At 60.6% G+C, this 22,290-nt stretch carries 19 protein-coding genes and 3 pseudogenes; 12 read left to right on the plus strand and 10 right to left on the minus strand.

Annotated features, from left to right (window positions below; genetic code table 11):
- Positions 1 to 57 precede the first annotated feature (57 nt).
- From B0G81_RS06635 to B0G81_RS06645, 3 genes are all read right to left on the minus strand, one after another.
- Complete coding sequence (locus B0G81_RS06635) at positions 58 to 1,062, minus strand: sugar ABC transporter substrate-binding protein (RefSeq protein WP_116123532.1); 1,005 nt, start codon at positions 1,060 to 1,062, stop codon at positions 58 to 60.
- Positions 1,063 to 1,509: 447 nt separating this feature from the next.
- Positions 1,510 to 2,274 (minus strand): flagellar brake protein, encoded by a 765-nt coding sequence (locus tag B0G81_RS06640; RefSeq protein WP_134133949.1) that lies wholly within the window; start codon positions 2,272 to 2,274, stop codon positions 1,510 to 1,512.
- A gap of 251 nt (positions 2,275 to 2,525) precedes the next feature.
- The gene (locus tag B0G81_RS06645) at positions 2,526 to 3,557 is read right to left on the minus strand and encodes a LacI family DNA-binding transcriptional regulator (protein WP_121309050.1); all 1,032 of its coding nucleotides are present in this window, start codon (positions 3,555 to 3,557) and stop codon (positions 2,526 to 2,528) included.
- A gap of 194 nt (positions 3,558 to 3,751) precedes the next feature.
- Here B0G81_RS06645 and ugpC point away from each other — a divergent pair, with 194 nt between their 5' ends.
- From ugpC to B0G81_RS06670, 5 genes are all read left to right on the plus strand, one after another.
- Positions 3,752 to 4,906, plus strand: coding sequence for a sn-glycerol-3-phosphate ABC transporter ATP-binding protein UgpC (gene ugpC / locus B0G81_RS06650; protein WP_134133950.1), 1,155 nt, complete (start codon positions 3,752 to 3,754; stop codon positions 4,904 to 4,906).
- 11 nt (positions 4,907 to 4,917) lie between these two features.
- Complete coding sequence (locus tag B0G81_RS06655) at positions 4,918 to 6,903, plus strand: beta-galactosidase (RefSeq protein WP_134133951.1); 1,986 nt, start codon at positions 4,918 to 4,920, stop codon at positions 6,901 to 6,903.
- 87 nt (positions 6,904 to 6,990) lie between these two features.
- Positions 6,991 to 8,244, plus strand: a complete 1,254-nt coding sequence (locus B0G81_RS06660; protein WP_116123536.1) for an ABC transporter substrate-binding protein — start codon at positions 6,991 to 6,993, stop codon at positions 8,242 to 8,244.
- 246 nt (positions 8,245 to 8,490) lie between these two features.
- Complete coding sequence (locus tag B0G81_RS06665) at positions 8,491 to 9,468, plus strand: sugar ABC transporter permease (protein ID WP_106277311.1); 978 nt, start codon at positions 8,491 to 8,493, stop codon at positions 9,466 to 9,468.
- Between the two features lie 10 nt (positions 9,469 to 9,478).
- A complete protein-coding gene (locus B0G81_RS06670; protein WP_106277313.1) occupies positions 9,479 to 10,330 on the plus strand; it encodes a carbohydrate ABC transporter permease in 852 nt (283 codons plus the stop codon).
- 178 nt (positions 10,331 to 10,508) lie between these two features.
- On the opposite strand, the pseudogene B0G81_RS44430 reads toward B0G81_RS06670, so the two are convergent.
- Positions 10,509 to 10,793: pseudogene (locus B0G81_RS44430) on the minus strand (transposase); the annotation flags it as partial.
- A gap of 236 nt (positions 10,794 to 11,029) precedes the next feature.
- Positions 11,030 to 13,387 (minus strand): tetratricopeptide repeat protein, encoded by a 2,358-nt coding sequence (locus B0G81_RS06680; RefSeq protein ID WP_134133952.1) that lies wholly within the window; start codon positions 13,385 to 13,387, stop codon positions 11,030 to 11,032.
- 289 nt (positions 13,388 to 13,676) lie between these two features.
- Between B0G81_RS06680 and B0G81_RS06685 the strand changes: the two genes are divergently transcribed.
- Complete coding sequence (locus tag B0G81_RS06685; protein ID WP_166678901.1) at positions 13,677 to 14,771, plus strand: glycosyltransferase family 9 protein; 1,095 nt, start codon at positions 13,677 to 13,679, stop codon at positions 14,769 to 14,771.
- Between the two features lie 63 nt (positions 14,772 to 14,834).
- Here the strand turns inward: B0G81_RS06685 and B0G81_RS06690 are convergent.
- The 4 genes and pseudogenes from B0G81_RS06690 to B0G81_RS06705 form a co-directional block, all read right to left on the minus strand.
- Positions 14,835 to 14,956 (minus strand): annotated as a pseudogene (locus B0G81_RS06690) (IS5/IS1182 family transposase); the annotation flags it as partial.
- A gap of 16 nt (positions 14,957 to 14,972) precedes the next feature.
- Positions 14,973 to 15,083 (minus strand): annotated as a pseudogene (locus B0G81_RS06695) (IS5/IS1182 family transposase); the annotation flags it as partial.
- 122 nt (positions 15,084 to 15,205) lie between these two features.
- On the minus strand, positions 15,206 to 16,000 hold the full coding sequence (locus tag B0G81_RS06700; protein WP_134133954.1) for an alpha/beta hydrolase: 795 nt from the start codon (positions 15,998 to 16,000) through the stop codon (positions 15,206 to 15,208).
- A 115-nt stretch (positions 16,001 to 16,115) separates the two neighbouring features.
- Entirely contained in the window at positions 16,116 to 16,466 is a 351-nt protein-coding gene (locus tag B0G81_RS06705) for a DUF4148 domain-containing protein (protein WP_134133955.1), read from the minus strand.
- Positions 16,467 to 17,142: 676 nt separating this feature from the next.
- Here B0G81_RS06705 and B0G81_RS06710 point away from each other — a divergent pair.
- The 4 genes from B0G81_RS06710 to B0G81_RS06725 all read left to right on the plus strand — a co-directional run bounded on the left by B0G81_RS06710 (position 17,143) and on the right by B0G81_RS06725 (position 20,934).
- The gene (locus B0G81_RS06710; protein WP_134133956.1) at positions 17,143 to 18,387 is read left to right on the plus strand and encodes a Crp/Fnr family transcriptional regulator; all 1,245 of its coding nucleotides are present in this window, start codon (positions 17,143 to 17,145) and stop codon (positions 18,385 to 18,387) included.
- Between the two features lie 72 nt (positions 18,388 to 18,459).
- Positions 18,460 to 19,224, plus strand: coding sequence for a flagellar motor protein (locus B0G81_RS06715; protein WP_116145606.1), 765 nt, complete (start codon positions 18,460 to 18,462; stop codon positions 19,222 to 19,224).
- A gap of 49 nt (positions 19,225 to 19,273) precedes the next feature.
- Positions 19,274 to 19,942, plus strand: a complete 669-nt coding sequence (locus B0G81_RS06720; protein WP_134133957.1) for an OmpA family protein — start codon at positions 19,274 to 19,276, stop codon at positions 19,940 to 19,942.
- Positions 19,943 to 20,079: 137 nt separating this feature from the next.
- On the plus strand, positions 20,080 to 20,934 hold the full coding sequence (locus B0G81_RS06725; protein ID WP_134133958.1) for a helix-turn-helix transcriptional regulator: 855 nt from the start codon (positions 20,080 to 20,082) through the stop codon (positions 20,932 to 20,934).
- Between the two features lie 89 nt (positions 20,935 to 21,023).
- Here B0G81_RS06725 and B0G81_RS06730 read toward each other — a convergent pair whose 3' ends face one another.
- Positions 21,024 to 21,584, minus strand: a complete 561-nt coding sequence (locus B0G81_RS06730; protein WP_134133959.1) for a thioredoxin family protein — start codon at positions 21,582 to 21,584, stop codon at positions 21,024 to 21,026.
- Between the two features lie 210 nt (positions 21,585 to 21,794).
- Between B0G81_RS06730 and B0G81_RS06735 the strand changes: the two genes are divergently transcribed.
- Positions 21,795 to 22,166 (plus strand): GFA family protein, encoded by a 372-nt coding sequence (locus B0G81_RS06735; RefSeq protein WP_106277324.1) that lies wholly within the window; start codon positions 21,795 to 21,797, stop codon positions 22,164 to 22,166.
- The gene (locus B0G81_RS45335; RefSeq protein ID WP_258193143.1) at positions 22,163 to 22,285 is read left to right on the plus strand and encodes a hypothetical protein; all 123 of its coding nucleotides are present in this window, start codon (positions 22,163 to 22,165) and stop codon (positions 22,283 to 22,285) included. Before B0G81_RS06735 ends, B0G81_RS45335 begins: the two co-directional genes overlap by 4 nt.
- The last annotated feature ends 5 nt before the right edge of the window (positions 22,286 to 22,290 follow it).

The raw sequence follows: 22,290 nt of genomic DNA on the forward strand, positions 1-22,290 counted from the left end.
TGGCCACGCGGCAAATGCGATGGCGGCCCCGCGAAGCGGGCCGCTGTTCAGTGCGTGTTACTTGTTGCCCCAACAGTTGTCGAGGCCGAACTTCGTGTCCTTGCTGTCTATGCCAGACATCGGTTTGTCGGTGATCAGCGTCACGCCGGTGTCCTGATAGCCGGAGACCTTCTTGCCGGTCTTCGCGTACTCGACGCCGGCCGTCACGCCGAGCGAGGCCATCTTCAGCGGATACTGCTGCGAGGTCGCGGCGATCGCACCGGCCTTGACGTTGCGCACGCCTTCACAGCCGCCGTCGATCGAGACGATCATCACGCTCTTGTCCTTGCCCGCCGCCTTGAGCGCGCGGTAAGCGCCCGCTGCCGCCGGTTCGTTGATGGTGTAAACCACGTTGATGTCGGGCGACTTCTGCAGGCAGTTTTCCATCGCCGTTTGGCCCTTTGCCTGGTCGCCGCGCGTGTCCTGGCTGCACACCACGGAAGGATCGCCTTCCTTCACGCCGAAGCCTTCCAGGAAGCCGTTATGACGCAGCACGCCGACCGAGACGCCGGGCGCGAGATCGAGCGTGGCGATCTTCGCGGGCTTGCCGTTGAGCGCGGCTTTCGCGTACTTGCCGATCAGCACGCCGGCCTTGAAGTTGTCGGTGGCGAAGAGGGCGTCGGTGGCGTCTTGCGGATCGGTCGGTGTGTCGAGCGCGACCACCATCACACCGGCGGCGCGCGCTTTCTTGATGCTCGGCACGATCGCCTTGGTGTCGCTCGGCGTGATCAGAATCGCTTTCGCGCCGGCCGTCATCATGTTTTCGATGGCGGTGACCTGACTCGCGTTGTCGCCGTCGAACTTGCCGGCCGCGGTGATGAGCTTCGCGCCGTCTTTCGAGGCGGCCGCTTCGGCGCCCTGTTTCATCTTTACGAAGAACGGGTTGGTGTCGGTCTTGGTGATGAGGCCGACGACCGGCTGGTCAGCCGCCTGGCTCGCACTCGCACACCATACCGCCGATGCCGCGACGCACATCGACACGATTTTCCTGGCGACAGGAAGCCTGCGGGAATTCAGATTCATGGGACGCTCCTCCGGTTTTTGGCAACGACGTTGTGGTACTGGCGGTTGCCTGCGCGAACGCTGCGCGCTGACAACCTGGTTTGCGATCTGCTGCGCGATGACGGCGGTTCGAATCGACTTCGACCTGGGTCGATTCGCGCTGCCTAAATCACTCAAGTTGATTTAGTACAGCAGGCGCATCGACTTGCGTCAAGGAAATCATTGGCATGGAACGATTGCGCGCGACACTCTGTGACTTGGCTGTATGCCTTGTGTGGCAAGGCTTCGGCGGAATGGTGCGGCGCGAGATCGAGCGTTCGGGCTTGGGGAAAGTCCTGGCTCGGATGAAGGTGAATTGAAAGCTGATCGAGGTTTTCTCGACGCCAAATCGTTGGCGTCGCCAGGGTATTCAGCGAACCCTGAAGTGCGCGGATATCGTAGTTATCACGATGTCCATGACGAATCGGCCTAACGGCGCGGTGCGAGCGCTTGCCGCCTCGTTTCGAGTTGCGTGACGACGCGTTGCAAGGTCCGCTCGGCAGGGCCTGGCGTCGCGACGAACTTGCAGCCGATCACAAAGCGCCGGTCGCCCTTCGCCGTGGTCACCTGTCGTGGCGTGACGATTTCCAGATCGAGTCGCAGCATGCCGAAGCTGCCGAGTTGCAGTGCGACGTCGCGCAGCACCGTGCCGCGTTCGAGCGAACCGAAGCGTTCGTCGGCGGTCTTTAACGCGATGCCGCCCAGCGAGAGATCCTGCAACTCCAGCCGGAACGAGCCGCCATCCGCATATTGGCCGCTTGCGATGTACGGGTCGAGCACGGGCGTTTGCACGCGGAAGAATTCGCGGCGTTGAATGTAGTAGATCAACGCAGGGAAGGGTGCTTCGAAAGCCGGCAAACCGTCGAACTGAGTCGGCGTGGCATCGAGCGTCGTGAACTCGGTGCGAATGCCGCCGGGCAGGCTGCGGAACGTCAGCTGCCGGGCCGCTGGTAAGGCCTCGTTGTCATCGGCCGCGCTACCGGCGTCGAAGACAAAGCGCGCATTGCGCGAGTCGACATCGAGTATCTGCGTGACGATTTGCCGGCCATCGAACTCGATCGTGACGAAGTCCTGTCCGGCCATCAGTTGGCGCAGACACACGGCGATTTGCAAAGGGTGGCGCTGCGCGAAGTTCGAGTCGGCGTCGAGGGTGTGTTCGGCGACGTCGGCGTCCAGGGAGAGATCGGCAATCATTCGAATATCCATGCGTGTTATGGCCTTGGCCCGGCCGGTTGGCGAGCGCGGACGGCCTCGGGGTCGTCGCGGTGCTCGGCCTTTCCCTGTTTAATTGCAGGGACCGTGCCAACTGCATGGATCGCTGGATGAATGCGCTGCGCTTGCGGGGGCGCCGCTTGTGGCTGGCGTTTGCGGATAGCGCGTGAGGAACACGGCGCGTGCGTAGCGAGGATTCGCTACGTAACGTCCGCGATGCTGTTACGGCCACATCAGCGCGAACGCGGCACGCCCGTGGATGCGCGCACAACCAGTTCGGGCGGCGAGGCGATGCGCATCGGCACGCCGGCCGTTGGGCGGCCCGCCTGTCCATACGACGACTCGATCAGCTCGCGCAACAGCGATACCGCGAGCCCGGCGACTTCGACCGTCGGCACGGCGACCGTGGTCAACGCGGGGCGCGATTCACGCGCGAGTTGAATGTCGGTGATGCCGATCACGGACAGGTCCGCCGGCACGTTCAGGCCGAGGTCGGCGGCGGCGTGCATCGCGCCGAGCGCGGGCAGGTCGTTGGTCACGAAGATCGCGGTGAGCTTCGGATCGCTTTCGAGCAGCGCGCGTGCCGCTTCGTAGCCGCCCTGGATCGTATCCGCCGCATGTTTGACGCGGCCTTTCGGTGCGCCGCCGGCGCGCAGCGCATCGACGAAACCTTCGTAACGGGCTGCATGAATGCCCGAGGCTTTGCTGCCGACAATCGCGCCGATCCGCCGATGGCCGAGTTCCAGCAAATGCGCGCCCGCCAGTTCACCCGCACGCCGGAAATCGACGGCGACGCACGGCAGGCCCGGCGGCTCGTTAGGCCGTTCCCACATGCAAAGCACGACCGGTGTGCCGCGCGCTTCGGTCGTATGAAGATCGGCGAAATCGAGGTTCGCGTTCGTCACGAGCACGCCTTCGGAGAGCGTGCCGGCGATCTGGTCGAGATACGCGCGGCCGGTGTGCGGATCTTCGTTCGTATTGCAGATGATCACGAAGTGGCCGCTCGTGCGCGCCGCGCGTTCCACGGCGAGCGCGAACTCCGGATAGAACGGATTGGCGATGCTCGACACCATCAGCGCGAGCGTCGGCGCGCGACCTTCCGCGAGGGCGCGAGCGGCGAGGTGCGGGCGGTAGCCGAGCGCTTCGACGGCTTCGAGCACGCGCTGCCGCGTGGTCGCGCCGACCCGGCCGCGATTGCGCAGCACGTTGGACACGGTGGCCGGAGTGACACCGGCATGACGCGCGACTTCGCTGAGTGTGGGCATGATGTTTTCATTATTTGGGATGGCTGCCCGACATTTGCATCACGCGCCGAGGCGCGGCACCATCTGTCGCACAGACAAAACGAACTCGGAGACAGGCAAGGCGCAAACGATCCCAAGCGATCGATTTTTTTCGGCCTTGCTGATTAAGCGCTTAATCTCCGACTTCGAGCCGATTAAATCACGGAGTCGATGCAATGGCGAGCATTTCGTTAAGAGGCGTGCAGAAGGCGTATGGCGACGGCGCGCCGGTGATCCGCGACGTGGATCTCGAGATCGGCGAGAACGAGTTCTGCGTGTTTCTCGGTCCGTCCGGTTGCGGCAAGTCGACCTTGCTGCGCATGATCGCCGGACTCGAAGACCTCACGGACGGCGACCTCTCGATCGGCGGCAAACTCATGAACGACGTGCCGGCCGCGCAACGCGGCGTGGCGATGGTGTTCCAGAGCTACGCGCTGTTTCCGCACATGAGCGTGTTCGAGAACATGGCGTTCGGCCTGAAGCTCGCTAAAACCCCCAAGGATGAAATCGACCGCAAGGTGCGCGAAGCGGCGCGCATCCTGCAACTGGAAGCGCTGCTCGAACGCAAGCCCAAGGCGTTGTCGGGCGGCCAGCGGCAGCGGGTGGCGATCGGCCGCGCGATCGTGCGCGAGCCCGGCGTGTTTCTGTTCGACGAGCCGCTCTCGAATCTCGACGCCACGCTGCGTGGCCAGACTCGCATCGAAATCGCGCGGCTGCACAAGCAGTTTGCCAAAGCCAGCGTGGTCTACGTGACGCACGACCAGATCGAGGCGATGACGCTCGCCGACAAGATCGTGCTGCTGCACGCCGGCAAGGACACCGAGCGCTATGGCAGCATCGCCCAGATCGGCGCGCCGCTCGAGTTGTACCACCGTCCGAAGAGTCGCTTCGTCGCGGGTTTCATCGGCTCGCCGCGGATGAATTTTCTGCCGGGAAAAGTGGCCTCGGTCGATGCGCAAGGCGTCACCGTCACGCTCGATCACACGCATGAAACCATGCGGGTGCCGGTGAACGGCGCGGGGCTGCAAACCTCGCAAGCGGTCACGCTCGGCGTGCGCCCTGAATACCTGGAATTCGTCGATCCGTCTTCCGTCGCGCCGGACGACGCGCTGCTGACACGCACCGTATCGCTCGTCGAACAACTCGGCGAACACAGCTATGTCCACCTCGATCAGCCCGGCGGCGCCGCGCTGATCGCCAAAGCGCCGGGCAATACGCGCCTCGCGCCCGGCGAGCGCGCGAGCTTGCGCGTGCCCCGCTCCGCCTGCCACTTATTTACCGAAGACGGCTTTGCCGCCGCTTCGCTCGAATCCGTCGAACACTACGCATAGAGGACATTCGGATGCGCCTTGGAGTCTGTTATTACCCGGAACACTGGCCGGAGTCGATGTGGGAAGACGACGCTCGCCGGATGAAAGCCCTCGGCATCGAACAGGTGCGGATCGCCGAATTTGCCTGGAGCCGGATCGAACCGACGCCGGCAGAATATGATTGGGGCTGGCTCGACCGTTCGATCGACGTGCTCGGCGCGGCCGGCCTGCAAGTGGTGATGTGCACGCCGACCGCGACGCCGCCCAAGTGGCTGATCGACCGCCATCCCGACATTTTGCCGGTCGGCGCCGATGGCCGCCCGCGGGCATTCGGCTCGCGACGCCATTACGACTTTTCGTCGCCGTCGTATTTCGCCGCGTCGCAGAAAATTTGCACGGCGGTGGCGGAGCGTTACGGCAAGCATCCGGCTGTCGCCTACTGGCAAACCGATAATGAGTTCGGCTGCCATCACACGGTGGTCAGTTATTCGCCGGCGGCGGTGGGTCGCTTTCGCGAGTGGCTCAAAGCGCGCTATCACACCATCGACGCGTTGAACCGCGCATGGGGCACGGTGTTCTGGAGCATGGAGTACCGCAGCTTCGACGAGATCGACGCGCCGGTGGCGACCGTGACGGAAGCGCATCCTTCGCATCGCCTCGACTATCGGCGTTTCGCCTCCGACGAAGTGGCTCGCTATAACCGCATGCAGGTCGAGATCATCCGCGCGCATTCGCCGGGGCGGCCGGTTGCGCACAACTTCATGCAACTCTTCACCGAGTTCGATCACTACAAGGTCGCCGCCGATCTCGACGTGGCGACGTGGGACAGTTACCCGCTCGGCGCGCTCGAAGAGCAATGGTTCGCGCCGGAGGTGAAAGCGCGTTGGCTGCGTAGCGGGCACCCGGACTTCGCGTCGTTCAATCACGATGTTTATCGTGGCATGTCGAAGCTGCCGTTCTGGGTGATGGAGCAGCAGCCGGGTCCGGTGAACTGGGCGCTGTGGAATCCCGCGCCGCTGCCGGGCATGGTAAGGCTGTGGAGCTGGGAGGCGTTCGCGCATGGCGCGGGTTGCGTGTCGTATTTCCGCTGGCGTCAGGCGCCGTTCGCGCAGGAACAGATGCATGCGGGACTGAATACGCCGGACAACCGCCTGGACGTGGGCGGTAACGAAGCGTCGCAAGTTGCCGGCGAGATTCGCACGGTGCTCGCGGCGAATGCCGACGCCAATGCTACGGTTCGTTCGAAAGTCGCGCTCGTCTACGATTACGAGGCGAAGTGGCTGTTCGAGATTCATCCGCAGGGCGCGGATTTTCACTATCCGCGCTTCGCCTTCGAGTACTACTCGGCGCTGCGCGCGCTCGGGCTCGACGTGGATATCGTGCCGGTGGATGCGCCGCTCGACGGCTACAGCCTGATCGTCGTGCCGCCGTTGCCGGTCGTGCCCGAGGCGCTTGCGGAGCGTCTGGCGTGTTCGGGTGCGCAGGTCGTGCTCGGACCGCGCACCGGTTCGAAGACTGAAGATCTGCAGATTCCCGCGAATCTGCCGCCCGGCGCGCTGGCTTCGGTGTTGCCGTTGCGCGTGTGGCGCGTCGAATCGATGCGGCCGAACGTGACCGAAGCAGTGCGACTCGCTGACGGCGAAGGTGCTAGCGGAGAAGATGGTTTCGCCCGTCACTGGCGTGATTTCATCGACACCGACGGGGCGCAAGCGCTCGACGTGCGCGCCCGGTTCGCGGACGGCCATCCCGCGTATGTACACGGCGGCGCGTTCCACTACCTGGCGAGTCTGTTCGACGACGCGCTCACGGTGCGTCTGTTCACGCGCATCGCGAAGGAAGCGGGACTCGAAACGACGCCGCTCGGCGACGGCGTGCGAGTGAGCCGCCGCGGCGCGCTGACCTACGTGTTCAACTACGGCGACGAAACGCACACGCTCACCGGCGTAGCCGACGACGCCTTCGTGTTCGGTTCGCACGCGATCGAACCGCAGGGCGTGGCTGTCTATCGAACCCAATGACGGCGTGATGCACCGACGCAGTGTCCGATGAAATTCCACGCAGTAACGACAACGACGCAAAATCAAGGAATCAAGGAGACAGGCAACATGAAAATGAAACCACGCAAGATTCTGTTGGCACTCGCGCTGGCCGCCGCGGCGGTGGGGACGTCAGCGGTCAGCACGGCGCAGGCGGGTACGCTCACCGCCAATATCGCGTTCAAGGGCGCGAGCCAGCGCGCGGTCTGGCAGTCGGTCATCGACGACTTCAAGAAGGCGCATCCCGGCATCGACGTGAAAGTGTCGTTCGTCGACGAAGAAGCGTACAAGGTGCAATTGCCCGGCTGGCTGACGACGGTCGCGCCCGACATCGTCAACTGGCATGACGGCGAACGCATGGCCTATTACGCGCAGCGCGGCCTGTTCGAAGACCTGAGCGGCGACTGGGCGAAGAACGGTTGGAACGACATGTATGCGTCGACCAAAGAGGCGTCGTCGTATAAGGGCAAGCAGTACGCCGCGCCGACCGTGTACTACTCGTGGGGCATGTTCTATCGCAAGGATCTGTTCCAGAAGGTCGGCATTAACGGCGAGCCGAAAACATGGGATCAGTTTCTCGAGGACTGCAAGAAGCTGAAGGCCGCCGGCATCGCGCCGATCGCCGTGGCGGGCCGCGATTCGTGGACCCTCGCAGGTTGGTTCGATTATCTGGACCTGCGTTTGAACGGCAACGCGTTCCATCAGAAGCTGATGGCGGGCGAGATTCCGTACACCGATCCGCGCGTGAAGAAGGTTTACACGACGTGGAAGCAATTGATCGATGCAGGCTATTTCATCGACAACTCGCTCTCCTACGATCTCGATTCGGTGCAGCCGTTCCTATTCCAGGGGAAGGCCGCGATGATGCTGATGGGCACCTTCATCACCGCGGGTTTCCCGCCGAACGTGAAGCCGGAAATGGGCTACTTCCAGTTCCCGATCATCGACGCAAAGGTGCCGACTGCTGAAGACGGCCCGGTGGAATCGCTGCATATTCCGTCGAAGGCGAAGAACAAGGCGGATGCACATACGTTCCTCGCGTTCGTCGAGACGCCGGAAATCGGCGCGAAGCTGGCGACCGGACTCGGCTCGCTGTCGGCCAACAGCAAGTCGCCGGAACCGGAAGATCCGATCTCCAAGATCGGCTTCCAGATTCTTGCGAACACAAAGGGCGGCATCGCGCAGTTCTATGATCGCGACATGACGAAGGAAATGGCCGACGAAGGTATGAAGGGGATGCAGCAGTTCATCTCCGACCCCACGAAGCTAGACGACGTGCTTGCGCAACTTGAGCAGACGCGCAAACGGATCTACAAGAAGTGAGCGGCGGCGGCCGTCAGGCCGCCTTCCGTTGCGTTGAGTTGCATATGGGATCGGAGTAAGTGCTCTGCATGGGACTGGAGTAGCGCGCTAAAGCGCGAACTCCAGTCGACAGCTAAAGCGCCAACTCTGGTCGACAGCTCTGCATGGGACCAGAGTAAGTGCTCTGCATGGGACTGGAGTAGCGCGCTAAAGCGCGAACTCCAGTCGACAGCTAAAGCGCCAACTCTGGTCGACAGGAGAACGATTGTGTCGCATTCCGTCACCCGCCACACTGTCGGCGGTCATGCTGAACCCGGCGGCCCGGGGTTGCCCGCGCCGGGCGGCGCCGTGCGCGGCGGCAAGCCGGCCAGTTCGCGGCGGCGCGGGCCGTCGCCCACCGCGCGCCGGCAGCGGCGCGCCGCTTTTCTGTTCCTCGCGCCGGCCTGCGTAATGGTGGCCATCTACGTGGTGTGGCCGATCCTCTCCACCATTCGCCTGAGCTTTTTCAACTGGGATGGGATGAGTGAGCCGTCTTTCGTCGGACTCGCGAACTACGTCGAGTTGTTTCATGCGCAGACGTTCTATACGGCGCTCAAGAACAACGTCATCTGGCTGCTGCTGTTCCTGCTCGCTCCGCCGATGGGACTCGCCGTCGCGCTGTATCTGAATCAGGCGGTGGCCGGCATCCGTATCGTCAAATCGCTATTCTTCGCGCCGTTCGTGTTGTCGGGCGTGGTGGTCGGCTTGATCTTCTCGTGGTTTTACGACCCGACCTTCGGTCTGCTCGCGATGATTCTTGGCCACGGCGTGCCAGTGCTCGGCGACCCGCGCTATGCGACGTTCGGGATCGTGTTCGCGGCACTGTGGCCGCAAACCGCCTATTGCATGATTCTCTATCTGACCGGGCTGACCTCGCTGAACGCCGAGCAGATCGAGGCCGCGCGCATGGAAGGCGCGCGCGGCTGGTCGATGCTGTGGCACGTGATCCTGCCGCAACTGCGGCCCACCACATTCATGGCGATCGTCGTGACGATTATCGGCGCGCTGCGCAGTTTCGATCTGATCTCGGTAATGACGAGCGGCGGTCCGTTCGAAAGCTCGACCGTGCTCGCGTATTACATGTACGACCAAGCGATCAAGTACTACCGCATCGGCTATTCGGCGGCGGTGGCGGTCGTGCTGTTCGCCATCATGCTGGTGTACATCGTCTATCACTTGCGGCGGATGCTGCGCGCCGAGCAATAAGGAGCCGACCATGTTTCCGATTCCCATCGACAAATGGAAGCCGGCCACTCGCCGCATCTACAAATTGACGCTGCCGGTCGCGCTGCTGATCTGGCTGCTGCCGATGATCGCCGTGCTCGTCACGTCCGTGCGTTCGACAGAAGAGCTGAGCGAGGGCAACTATTGGGGATGGCCGAAGCACTTCGCGATGTTCGATAATTATCGCGAGGCGCTGACCACGTCGCCGATGCTGCATTACTTCTGGAACAGCGTGTTGATCACGGTGCCTGCCGTGGTGGGCTCGATTGCGTTGGCGGCGATGGCCGGCTTCGCTCTGGCGATCTACCGGTTCCGTGGCAATTCGACTTTGTTCGCGACATTCGTGGCAGGGAATTTCGTGCCGGTCCAGGTGTTGATGATTCCAGTGCGGGATTTGTCGTTGCAACTCGGGCTTTTCAATACCGTCAGTGCGCTGATTCTGTTTCATGTGTCGTTTCAGACCGGGTTTTGCGCACTATTTCTGCGCAACTTCATCAAGCAGCTGCCGTTCGAACTGGTCGAGGCGGCGCGCATCGAGGGCGCGAATGAGTGGACGGTGTTCTTCAGGATCGTGCTGCCGTTGATCCGGCCGGCGCTCGCCGCATTGGCGATTTTAGTGTTCACGTTCGTCTGGAACGACTACTTCTGGGCGCTGTGTCTGACTCAAGGTGACGATGCCGCGCCGATTACCGTGGGCGTGGCCGCGCTGAAAGGGCAGTGGACGACGGCGTGGAATCTCGTCTCGGCAGGATCGATTCTCGCGGCATTGCCTTCGGTGGCGATGTTCTTTGCAATGCAGAAGCATTTTGTCGCCGGGTTGACGTTTGGGGCTACGAAGGGTTGAAGTGGTTGTGTGTCGTGTTGAGAAGGGTTGCCCGCGAAAGCGGGCTTTTTTTCGCGGTGGTCAGTTCAATGTCGCTTGGGATATCTGTGCAGTGGCATGCTTCGCGCGATGTGCAAAATCGATCTTCGTTTGAGGATCGAGCGCCCACGAGCATCGCCACGCTAGAGTGTGGAGCGTGTTAGGGACTTTGGAGTACTGGTGCTGCGTGAACAAGCATGAGCATGGTGAAGACCACGAAATGAAGCCCGGCAAGTGTTTCGGGTAGCCTCTCGTAATCACGCGCGAGGCGGCGGAATCGGTTAAGCCAGCCAAAACTGCGCTCGACCATCCACCGCCGGGGCAGCAGGACAAGGCCCTTTTTTGCCTCCTGCAGTTTGATCACCTGCAGCTCAATGCCTTCATCACGTGCGGCCTGCGCTGCGTCTTCGCCCGTGTATCCCTGATCCGAAAAAGCCACTTTGAGTGTTGCCCGGTTACCTGCTGAACCTGACGCGCAAGCTCTGCTACCTATGCGCGCTCCTGTTCATGGGTGAGACCAGTGGTTACGGCCATGGCCCTAACATGCGGTTGCAGTCTCAAATCCCGTGACCTGTGCGGCGGTTCTGCTGCCGATGAGTATGGGAAGGAGGCGCAGGAGGTAGCGCCCAACAGCCACGAATCATCTACAGGCGAATCCGCTCACATTCGACGCACGATCATTCACGGAGATTCCCGCGAGCGATTCTGCCAGGCTGCCACCCACTCGCCGAGTGCGAAGCCAACGCGGCTCATGACATCATCCCAATCGCCGTCCGCGCGCTGCCGGAATAGCCGCATGACGTTTGGATACCATGGCGACGCGGCTTCAGGTTCCCGCAGCCAGCGCCAGTCGGCATGACTGCCATAAGGTAGCAGCACCCAGCACGGCACATTCAGTGCGCCCGCAACGTGTACCGTCGCGGTATCGACTGAAATTAGGAGGTCAAGTTGCGCGACGATAGCTGCCGTATCGGCGAGATCGCGGATATCCGGGCCGAGCGCGGTGATTGCGAACGGGGCGTCGACGGCCTCTGCTTCGCCCGATCCCTTTTGCAGACTGATCCACGTGGCGCCTGTGTTCTCCGTAAGTGGGCGCAGCGTTGCCAGAGACGGCAGCGAGCGAAGTGCATCACGCACATTAGCCGGACTGCCTTTCCATACCAAACCAATCTTCGGGCCCCGCTTGGGCAGACGCGTGCGCCACATGTCGACACGCGCTGGCAGCGTGCGCAGGTAAGGCAGGCGATCAGGAATCGTGTCGATGCGTGTCCCAAGATGGAAAGGAAGGCTCATAAAAAATGCCCAGAAATCGAATTGCGGACGATGTTCGTTAGGCAAGAAGACACGATCGATGCCATCAACAGTTTGCAGTAGTGGCTTGAGCGGCGCCTCGCAAATAATGTTCACGCTGCGCGCACCCAGTGCCTTCAGTAGTGGAACGTAACGCGCGAACTGGATGGAATCGCCGAAGCCTTGCTCGTGAACCAGCAGCAACGTCTTTCCGGCGAGTGATTCGCCGTCCCACTTTGGACACGTTAAATCGAGCCACGGTATTGTCGGCGCTTCATGGTCTGGTGAAAGGCGCGCCTCGTTGAGCATCCATCCTTCTTCATAACGACCTTGCGATAATAATAACTGCCCGAGACCGAAACGCTCGTTGGCGTTGTATGGCTCTCTCGCGATAGCCTCGCGAAACAGCTTCTCGGCATCGCTGACCCGGTCGGTATAACACATGATACCGGCCAGGTTGTGCAGCGCGGTCCGATGCTTACCGTCGATCTGAAGCGCGCGGCGGCACGCCATCTCCGCATCGTTCCAGCGTCGTGTGTGCGCATAAACAGCGGCGAGCGTTGTGTATGTATCCGCTGAATCGGGTTCGAGTCTGAGCGCTTCCTTCAGGACTGCCTCGGCTTCAGCGAAGCTTTTCTTGTGAGTGAGAGCTACACCCAGACCGCGATGCGCCCCCGCATGCGTAGGAGAGCGAGCCATTGCCGCGCGATAGGCGTCGACTGCGTCGTCATATCCCCGGTTCTCAACCAGCAGATCGCCGAGGCTGGTCAGATACACCGCATTTGCGTCGATTGAAATCGCGGATCGGAATAGCTGTTGCGCCTCGTCGGTCTCACCGCGTTCCAATAGGACCACACCAAGCAGATGCAATGCGCCGGCATACTGTGCGCGGCGCTGTGGGCACGCATGGTCGTTCGTGTCGCCTGAGTTCGCGCCGTGGTCATTGCTTTCCGTGAGGATGTTGCGACGAAGAACCGTTTCAGCTTCTTCAAGTCGATCGGTCTTACACAGTACTTTGGCCAGGTTGCAGAGTGCATTCAGATGCGTGGAATCGAGCGAGAGAGCTCGCCGGCACGCCGTTTCCGCATCGATCCACCGCAGCGTGTAGACATAGACAGCAGCAAGGTCCGCGTGGGCCTCCGGACAGTGAGGATCACGTTGGATCGCATCCTGCAATGCTACTTCGGCCTCGGTGAAGCGGGACGCTTTGGTAAGGGCGATACCCAGATCGCGATGCGCAGCGGCCCCTTCAGGATCGAGGTGAAGCGCGCGGCGGTAGGCGTCGACGGCTTCGGTATGGCGCTCGCACTTTATTAGCAGATTGCCGAGGTTGGTCCATGCCTCCTGTAGCTGGGCGTCGCAGGCGAGCGCATCGCGCAGTGCCCGCTCAGCTTCGTCGAAACGGTTCGTCTCCGCCAGCAGCGTTCCGAGGTTGTAATGCGCTAGTGCGTATGAAGGCGCGATTGCGAGCGCGCGATGAAGCATCGACTCGGCCTCCTGACGGCGACCCGATTCGGCTAGCAAGTTGGCAAGGTTGGTGAGATAGACTGCGTCTTCGCGGATCGCGATGGCCTCGCGCAACAGGCACTCGGCTTCGGTTGTCGAGTCTTTTGCCCAAACAATCAGCCCAAGCAGATGCAGTGCGTCCGAGTGTCGGGGATCGTCTTGTAGCAGCGCGCGATAGCCGCGCTCGGCGTCGCTCAAACGACCATTGCGATGCGCAGCGAGCGCGGCGTCGAAGACTTCCATAAATGAGTGCGACGGATAGAGAAAAAGGCCTTACATTATGTGCCAATGACTGATGCAATGGCTATCGCAAATATGCCTATAGCGGAGGCGGCCCTACAATTTCGGGGTCACCTTAAAATTTAGGCAAGTTATTTCAGTTTTGTGGAATGGTTAAAATTTTTATTCACGGAAAAAGACAATTTTTTACGCATCGTGTGGGCATCTTTAGGTCTGCGTGGCTTCTCGGATGTCGCAGTTTTGGAGAACGATGCCGGTAACGTGTCGAACCTCGCCAACAGCGACACGATTGTTGGCTCGCGCGCAATCGGGACTTCGCTGGCGATTTCTGGAAGCGGAAACGTCATCTCAGTCGAAGACAGCGGAAGCCCTGTTCCGCCATGTGCTCAAACACAAGCCCAATCACGTCGGCGCTCAATGGGATCTGTCGCTAATGCTTCTGGGCGAGGGCCGTTTTGACGAAGACTGGCGCCTGTATGAGGCGCGTACGGTCGAAGTCGATGGCAAAGCGATTTCGATGCCTCCCGATTTCGACTTTCCGGTGTGGCAAGGTGAACCGTTGCATGGAAAGACCCTTGTCGTGATGCACGAGCAGGGTTATGGCGATTTCCTGCAGTTCTGCCGTTATTTGACCTTGCTTAAACCGCTTGGGTTGACTCGTCTAAGCGTGATCTGCAATCCGGCGCTCCGGCCATTGATCGAAAGCATCAAGGGCGTCGATGCCTGCATCGAGCCGGGCCCGGTGCGTGATGTTCCTGACCACGACTACTGGTGTTTCCTGATGAGTCTGCCGCTTCGCTTTGGCACAACCGTCGACAGCATTCCTGCCGATACGCCATATCTTCGCGTGCCGGATGAAAGGCGGGCACTCTGGAAGCGGCGCGTGCGCCTCGACGGCTTCAAGGTCGGACTGGTCTGGGCCGGCGAAGCGAAACTAGGCACGGCTGCTGAGAACGCAGCCGACCGTCGTCGTTCACTCAACGCGCAAGCCCTTATGCCTTTGCTTGAAGTGCCGAACGTCACCTTCGTTAGTCTGCAAGTGGGCGAAACCACGCGCCCGCAACTCGGGAGCATTCCGTCGGCTATTCGTCCGCTCGATCCGATGGGTGAAGTGGCCGACTTCGCAGACACGGCCGCGATTATCGAGTGTCTGGATCTGGTGATCGCCGTCGACACTTCAACGGCTCATCTCGCCGGCGCGCTGGACAGGCCAGTCTGGATCCTGTCCCGTTTCGATGCATGCTGGCGATGGCTTAGGGACCGCGATGATTCGCCTTGGTATCCGTCGGCGCGACTTTTCAGACAGCAGAAACCGGGTGATTGGGACGGTGTGATCGAGCGTGTCGTTCAGGCTTTGAGGACGGAAGTGCATTCGCGCACGAATTGACCGGACGAGATGCAAATAGCTGGTAGGGCCGAGGGTTGGAAGAAGCGCTCTCGCTCCGGGTAGCCTTTCGTAGTCACGCGCGAGGCGGCGGAATCGGTTAAGCCGGCCAAACTGCGCTCGACCACCCACCGCCGGCGCAGCAGGACAAAGCCCTTTTTTGCCTCCTGCAGTTCGATCACCTGCAATCCAAATGGCATCTTCATATTTACGCTGCGGCGCGCTGACGTCCATCAGCGTTAGATACGGTGCCGCGAAGCTCCGCTCTTCGTGGGATACATCACTCGGATACCCTTTGCGGTCCGCTCTTTTCATGCCACCAGGATACCAGGTCCAACCCAACGTGCCTAACACACGCTCTAAGAGCAGCGTGGCGGGCAGCGATTACCGGATTAGAAAAAGCTCTTCGAATCGCTCGGGAGCGTCCGCAAGCCAGTTCAAGACTGCGCGTGCTTCGCCGCGTCTTCGATGACCGCTGCCACTTCCTTCGGCCGCGATTCATAGACCGAGTGGCTCGCGCCGGGGATCACCGTTGTGTGGCTATGCGCGCGTGCGTAGTACCAGCGTTCGAGATCAGGGTTGATGATCTTGTCGTCGGCCGCCACGATGCCCCAACTCGGCTTGGTCGTCCACGCAGCGACTGTCAACGGGGCAGAAAAGACTTTCGCGGCCGTCAAAATCTGCGAGTGCGATTCGAACTGCGCTTGCTTGAGCGGCAGATCGGCAGCGAAATCCTTCGGGAAATCCGCGGGATTCAGGTAAGTGTATCCGTCGCCGGTCTTCATGATCGCGCCCGGTTGCTTTGATGTATAGCTCGGCATACCCTTGCCAAGATCGCTTTCATCTTCGCCGACGGCCGGTGCGTGCGCGGCGACATACACCAGACCCACGACGTTCGGATGCACGCCGGCTTTGGTGATGACCGAGCCGCCGTAGCTGTGAGCGACGAGAATCGTCGGGCCGTTCACCTGATCGAGCACACGTTTCGTTGCGGCGACGTCGTCGTCGAGCGAGGTTAGCGGTTCCTGCACGATGGTGACGCGATAGCCGTCCTTGGTCAGTCTGTCATAGACCGGCTTCCACCCGGAACCGTCCACCCATGCGCCGTGTACGAGAACAATGTTGTGGACGGGCGCGGTTTGCGGCTTGGCGTCTTGTGCCATCGCGGCAGTCGAGGCGAAAAGGGCGGCAGACAACGACAACGCCGTAGCGACGAAGGGCAAAACTTTCATGACACACTCCGGTTTTAGGTAAGAAATTTTTCTTGAAAAATTATTTCGAATCGCTTGATAAAAGTAGGAATCCTGTTTATATGAAGCGAGAAACGGGATTCCCGATACGTGGCATTCAACTGCCGAAGAAGACATTGCAGAAACTGACGGGGCCGACGCAGCTGGAATCGGTCGACGCGTGCTTGCGCATGCCGGACGAAGACCCGCCGTTCTGCGCTACGCCGCCATACGACGACTGCGTCGATTGCGGAGCGGTCTGCGCGGCGACCTTTGCTTCGGCAGCCTGAATGGCCGCTGGGTAATCGGCGTCATCCCCACGCGAAGGGTTGTAGCCAGCCTGTTCGAGGCGCACCAGATCGGCGCGCACTTCAGCACGTGTGACGGGGCCGTTCGATTGTGCGAAGCTCAGAACAGGAGCGGCCAACGTGCCGACGGCGAGTGCGAAACAAACCAAAGCTTTTTTCATGATAAAAATTCCTTTAAATGCGATGAGTTGAGAGGCAACGATTGCCTGGAACGTATGCTGATTTAGCTGCCGAAGTACGGGGTGCAGAAACCTGCGGGGCCGACACACTGCTGCGTGTTCGTGTGCACATGTTCTTTCGCTGAGACTTGGGTCGCGAAACCTGCCGAAGCAAGAACGATCAGCGAGAGAATGACGGAAAGTTTGCTTTTCATTTGGATGCCTAACTAGTTAAAGATTAAAGATGCCTTGCGAATTGAGCGAAGCTACGTCTTTGCTTGTCCACCTACATGACCCGCTTGCAATGAGAGCCGCGTGTACATGCCTGTTTCGTCACTACCGTGCAGCGTTTGTTGCTGTCATGTAGGGGCGAACACATCGGGTTTCCGCTTATTCCAAATTTTTTCGCGGTTGTGAAGAAAAATTTGAGTCTTACATTTTCCTGAACGTTTAGCGCGCCGGCGGCTGGTGCTTCTGCCATGAAATGAAACAGCCGGTATCGCGCAAAGCCTTATCCAGTCAGGCTCCCAAACGTTTGCGGGATTAAGTCTGACGATTACATTTATTAAAGCTTTGCGTTTTGCATGTCGTTATCCAGTCAAATAATCAGGACCATCGGACATGTGCGAGCCTTCTGCACGGCAAGCGCTGACGGAAATCGCTCTTCGGGGGAATCATCTTGAATCACCAACGATCGCCATGGTCGCGCACAGCGGCTCCGGGTGAAGTCATCTATTCCGAAGGCTTCGCGGGCGACGCCGTCGTCTACGTCATTGCGGATGGCAAAGTCGAAATCTCCACCCAGTGCGACGAGAAGAAGGTGATTCTCGCGACGCCGGGTAAAGGTGAGTTTTTTGGCGAGGCGGCTTTATTGCCGCCCGAACCACGAGCGCACACCGCGAAAGCACTGAGCTTCTGCCAGTTGACCGTCATCGCGGCGAACGTGGTGGAGGCGGAACTCGAGCGTGTCTCGCCATTGCTTCGCCATATCGTACGCACGCTGATCCGGCGGATAAAAAAGAAGGACGACGTCCTTGCCACCAATACGCACGCTGACTTTCTGCCGGGTGTCGTCTCCTATGCACACGTCCTTTCTTTGATGGCCGGCGGCGAGAACGCCGACAGGCTGGACGGCCGCATGCGTCGCGCGCAAGGCGAGGAGTTCTCGGTACCGCTGCCCGACGTAATCAGAAAGTGTCATGCCATTGCCGGCCATTCGCGTCCGCATGTAATGGCCATGCTCAAGCGAATGGAGAAACTCAACCTCGTGTCGCTCGAACCCGGCCGGTCCGATCGCCCGAGCACCGCCTCGGCACGCTATTCCGCGCAGGACGGTGCAACGAGCCGGCAACTGGTCACGTTCGATCCCGTGCGAATCACCGAGCGTGCCCAACAGGTGGCGGACCACGATCTCGATCTCTCCATTAGCAGCGAACTGGAACTGATCGAACTGGACGACCTGGAAGCCTTGATCGGCGTCGAGAAGAAGGTGATTCTCAACAAACTGTCCCACGCGGAAATCGCGGAAGACCTTTTTGCGTTTCGCAAGACCAAGGTGCTGAATTACGTCGAGGAGAAAGGCATTAGCTATTTCTCGCGCCGCAATACCCGCGGTCTGAGCGACCTGAAGTCGCTCGACGATCTGGAGTTCGTCGACCAACGAACCTTGTTCGAAGCGGTGAGCGCGTTCGACACATACGACCTCGCAAAACTGCTTTCCGCCATGACGGGTCAGCCGGTCGGCGAGCGGCTGCTTTCGGTAATGACCGAAGCGAGAAAGAAGGAAGTCTCGTGGGTCATGCGTCGCGAGATCAAGATCGATCCGCTCGAAGTCGCCGAGATCGAAGAACGCTTTCTGGAGATCGTGCGAACGATCAAAGCTCCGGCGGCCACGGCCGCGCCGCTTTCCAATCTGGACGCCTAACGCGCAACACGCAAACGGCAGGCCGTATCGGCTTTGAGGCTCGAAGTCGCGGCCGGCGATTCGAGAGGACGTATGGATCTGTTGACTGTATTTGGCGCGGTGTTCGGCGTGACGGCGATCGTCGCGGGTTTCTCGCTCGAGGGCGGCCACTTTACTTCGCTGTTTCAGTTGGAGGCGTTCGTCATCGTTCTGGGCGGCACCTTCGGTGCAGTGATGATTCAAAACACCTGGGCGAGGTTTTTCGACGGCATCAAGCAACTGCGCCTTGCTTTCGTGAAAGCGCGGCAGGTCGATCGCGAGAGCCTGTCAGTTCTGCTCGAATGGGGCGATCAGGCGAAGTTGAACGGCATGCTGGTGTTCGAGTCGATCGAGGCGGGCGGCATCAATCCGTTTGCCAAGCGAGGTCTGGAGTTGCTGGCAAACGGTGTCTCGACGGCCGTGCTGGAAGACGCCTTGCAACGGGAACTGGATGCGTATGAGCGCAATCACATGTTGGCCGCGCGCATCTGGCAACAGGCAGGCGGTTACGCACCGACGTTCGGTATTCTCGGCGCGGTGCTCGGTCTGATTCAGGTGACCGGCCATATGCTCGAGCCCGCGCAACTCGGGCAAGGTATCGCCGTGGCTTTCGTTGCGACGCTATACGGCCTTGCGTTGGCGAATCTGGTCTTTCTGCCGTTGTATGGAAAGATCCGGGCGCAAGTGGACAGCGAATTGCGTTTCAGGCGCTTATATCTCGACGGCTTGCTCGCGATCTCGCGCAAGGAGTCGCCTCACACCATCGAGACGCGGCTCGCAGGTGATGTGCGGGAAAGATCGGCCGAGTTGCTGGGCTAGTGTGCTTCGACGGCAATCACACATAATCTAGGGTGCAAACTTTTCGGATATGAACACCTCCTCGGGTAACAAGCGCCTCATGGCGGACAAAACGGGCTACGACGCCGCCGATGAAGGCGAGGCGCAATCCGGGCGCTGGCTGATCTCTTACTCTGACCTCATCACCACGTTGATGGTGTTGTTCCTCGCACTCTACGTGCTGCAATTGGCCAAAACGAGAGAACTCGAAATCAAGGCCCTGGAGCGCCACGTGGTGACGGAAGCGGCGTCCGCTACGCCTTATGTTTCGAAGAAGCAACTCCTTGCTCTGCTGGAGCCGCTGCGGGACAACCGCCAGATTACGATTTCGAACGCGGCCCAAGGCGTGGAGATCGCCATCAACGCAAAAATTCTATTCAATTCTGGCGACGCGCGTTTATTGCCGGACTCATTCGACGTGTTGAATCAGATTGCCGGCGTGCTGCGCGAGCGATCGAAGAACAACATTCTCGTGGAAGGACATACGGACAATGTGCCTATTTCCACGGCGAAATACGAATCCAATTGGGAACTGTCTTCCGCGAGGGCCGGCGCGGTGGTTCGTTTTTTCGTGGACAAAGGCATCGAAGCGCACCGAATGGCAGCGATCGGCCGGGCCGACAACTTCCCGCTGATCATCGGCGATGACGCAGCGGCGCGCGCAGTGAATCGTCGCGTGACGATTCTCGTCGAGTACTAGGTCGTCGCCTACGCAGAGCAAGCTGGCGCACGCCCGGCAGCATTCAGGCTTCCATTTTCTATTCGCGCTAGAGTATCGACAGTAGCGTCGGCGCAATGACACGGATCCGACGCACGAGAAAATTGTCGAGATCCCTTATGCCCGTCAACACTCCGCCTGATCCACTCGGCGCTGCATGCACTTCATTGGGCAGCTTTCTGCGCGATCGCCGCTCACGTTTGCAACCGGCACCGGATGCGCCGAGCCGGCGTCGCACGCCGGGTTTGCGGCGCGAAGAAGTGGCGGCGCGGGCTAACGTCAGCGTCGCGTGGTACACGTGGCTGGAGCAGGGGCGTGGCGGCCTGCCCTCGAACGAGGTGCTTGAACGGCTCGTGCGTGCGTTGGAACTCGACGCGGCGGGCCGCGAGATGCTGTTCCTGCTCGCGCAACAGCGACCGCCGCCGCTTGGCCCGTTCGCGCCGCAGCAGGTCACGCCGGCTTTGCAGAGAGTACTCGATGGCATGCCGAGCAGTCCCGCCATCGTGAAGACGCCAACATGGGACGTCGTGGCCTGGAACGCGGCCGCGGTCGCGGTGCTCGGCGACTACGCCGCGGTGCCGGCGCGCGAGCGCAACGTGCTCAGACGTCTGTTCGGCGGGCCGGCCGTGCGTGAAAGCCAGCCGGATTGGGAGGAAAGCGCGCGTGCCGCGCTCGCCGTCTTTCGCATCGATATCGCGCGCATCGGCGGGTCCGCGGAAGCCGCGGCGCTCGTCGTCGCACTGCAGGCGAGCAGCGCGGACTTCCGCCGCTTATGGGCGGAGAACGACGTGCGCAGTCACTGGATTGGCATGAAGCGTCTGCGCCACTCGCAGGGCGGCCCGATCACGCTGGAGTATTCGGCCTTCGCCGTGGATGGCGGCGAAGGTCTGAGCATGGTCGTCTTTGCGCCGGCCACGGCCGCGGACCTTCGCGCCGTGCAAGCGCTCATCGCGCGAACCACTCAAGCTGCGTGACGAACGATCGGGCATGTGTCGCGAAAGCGGCGAATTGCAATGTTGTGGATCGCCGGAATCCGCGGATACATGCCGATACGAACCCGCGTTTATCCTTGTTGCGCGAGCAGGGCTTGAATCTTCGCTTCCGTCTTCGCATAGTCGCCTTCGCCGAAATGCGTGTAGACAATGCGGCCCTGCTTGTCGAGCAGATAGAAAGCCGGCCAGTACTGATTGTTGTACGCGTTCCAGGTCGCATAACGATTGTCCTGTGCGACCGGATAAGTGATGCCGAAGCGTTTGATGGCGGTTTTCACGTTGTCGGTGTCGCGCTCGAACGGATACTCGGGCGTATGCACACCGATCACCGTCAACCCTTGGTCCTTGTATTTCTGATTCCAGCTTTTCACGTAAGGCAGCGTGTTGATGCAATTGCCGCAGGTGTAAGTCCAGAAATCGACCAGCACCACCTTGCCGCGCAATTGCTGCAACGTGAGCGGCTCGCTGTTGAGCCACTGCGAAATGCCGGTGAATTCGGGCGCCGCCGCGTTGGCTGCGAGGCCGGGCGCGACCGGTTCGGGCGACCCCGCGAAAGCGGCAATGCCGCTCGCGGCTGCGGCGGCGAGCGCGCTTGCGATGGCGAGCGTTTTGATCTTGGAGGCGGAGAGCATGGCAGTGTCCTTTCAGGAAGAGGCTAAAAACGGCAGTTCGCGTATCGGCCGCGAATGACCGTATTGAAGCGTCCACAGGTATCTGGCATGTGTCGCCCAAACCGCGCGGGTGCAATGTTGTGTATCTGTACGAGGTCCAGATACACTGCGACACAAATCCGCGTGCGAGCCAGGCTATAAAGCAGGCATTGCCAAAACACGGAGAGCACCATGAGCGCCGACTTGCTGCAAGGATCCTGCCATTGCGGGGCCGTCAAATTCGAAGTGCGTAGCCCGGTCACCCCGGCTGGCCGCTGCAACTGCAGCTTGTGCCGCCGCAAGGGCGCATTGATGACGCCGCCGTTCCCGGCAAGCGAGTTGAAGATCCTGAGCGGCGAAGATTCATTGACGCTCTACCAGTTCAACACGCGGGTGGCCCGGCACTATTTCTGCAAACATTGCGGCATCTATCCGTTTCATCAGACGCGTAAAGACCCGCAGTTGTGGCGAGTCAACATCGGTTGCCTGGAAGGCGTCGATCCGTATAGTCTGGAAGCGGGAGTCGCGGACGGCGCGAGCCTCTCCGTGCTGGAGGACGCATGAAACGCCTGCTGGCTATCGCCGTCTTCCTGACCGGCGGCCTTGCCGCCGAACTGGCGCATCCGGTGCAGTGTTCATTGATGGTTGCGAGCCGGGTGCAATTGAAACGCCAAAAGAGATGATGCAT

Origin of the sequence: Paraburkholderia sp. BL6665CI2N2 (genome assembly GCF_004366535.1) — a bacterium.
GTDB lineage: Bacteria > Pseudomonadota > Gammaproteobacteria > Burkholderiales > Burkholderiaceae > Paraburkholderia.

Coding starts and splice junctions, on each gene's coding strand:
- B0G81_RS06635 (WP_116123532.1), bottom strand. CDS start 1,062: ATGAATCTGAATTCCCGCAGGCTTCCTGTCGCCAGGAAAATCGTGTCG.
- B0G81_RS06640 (WP_134133949.1), bottom strand. CDS start 2,274: ATGATTGCCGATCTCTCCCTGGACGCCGACGTCGCCGAACACACCCTC.
- B0G81_RS06645 (WP_121309050.1), bottom strand. CDS start 3,557: ATGCCCACACTCAGCGAAGTCGCGCGTCATGCCGGTGTCACTCCGGCC.
- ugpC (WP_134133950.1), top strand. CDS start 3,752: ATGGCGAGCATTTCGTTAAGAGGCGTGCAGAAGGCGTATGGCGACGGC.
- B0G81_RS06655 (WP_134133951.1), top strand. CDS start 4,918: ATGCGCCTTGGAGTCTGTTATTACCCGGAACACTGGCCGGAGTCGATG.
- B0G81_RS06660 (WP_116123536.1), top strand. CDS start 6,991: ATGAAAATGAAACCACGCAAGATTCTGTTGGCACTCGCGCTGGCCGCC.
- B0G81_RS06670 (WP_106277313.1), top strand. CDS start 9,479: ATGTTTCCGATTCCCATCGACAAATGGAAGCCGGCCACTCGCCGCATC.
- B0G81_RS06680 (WP_134133952.1), bottom strand. CDS start 13,387: ATGGAAGTCTTCGACGCCGCGCTCGCTGCGCATCGCAATGGTCGTTTG.
- B0G81_RS06700 (WP_134133954.1), bottom strand. CDS start 16,000: ATGAAAGTTTTGCCCTTCGTCGCTACGGCGTTGTCGTTGTCTGCCGCC.
- B0G81_RS06705 (WP_134133955.1), bottom strand. CDS start 16,466: ATGAAAAAAGCTTTGGTTTGTTTCGCACTCGCCGTCGGCACGTTGGCC.
- B0G81_RS06715 (WP_116145606.1), top strand. CDS start 18,460: ATGGATCTGTTGACTGTATTTGGCGCGGTGTTCGGCGTGACGGCGATC.
- B0G81_RS06720 (WP_134133957.1), top strand. CDS start 19,274: ATGAACACCTCCTCGGGTAACAAGCGCCTCATGGCGGACAAAACGGGC.
- B0G81_RS06725 (WP_134133958.1), top strand. CDS start 20,080: ATGCCCGTCAACACTCCGCCTGATCCACTCGGCGCTGCATGCACTTCA.
- B0G81_RS06730 (WP_134133959.1), bottom strand. CDS start 21,584: ATGCTCTCCGCCTCCAAGATCAAAACGCTCGCCATCGCAAGCGCGCTC.
- B0G81_RS06735 (WP_106277324.1), top strand. CDS start 21,795: ATGAGCGCCGACTTGCTGCAAGGATCCTGCCATTGCGGGGCCGTCAAA.
- B0G81_RS45335 (WP_258193143.1), top strand. CDS start 22,163: ATGAAACGCCTGCTGGCTATCGCCGTCTTCCTGACCGGCGGCCTTGCC.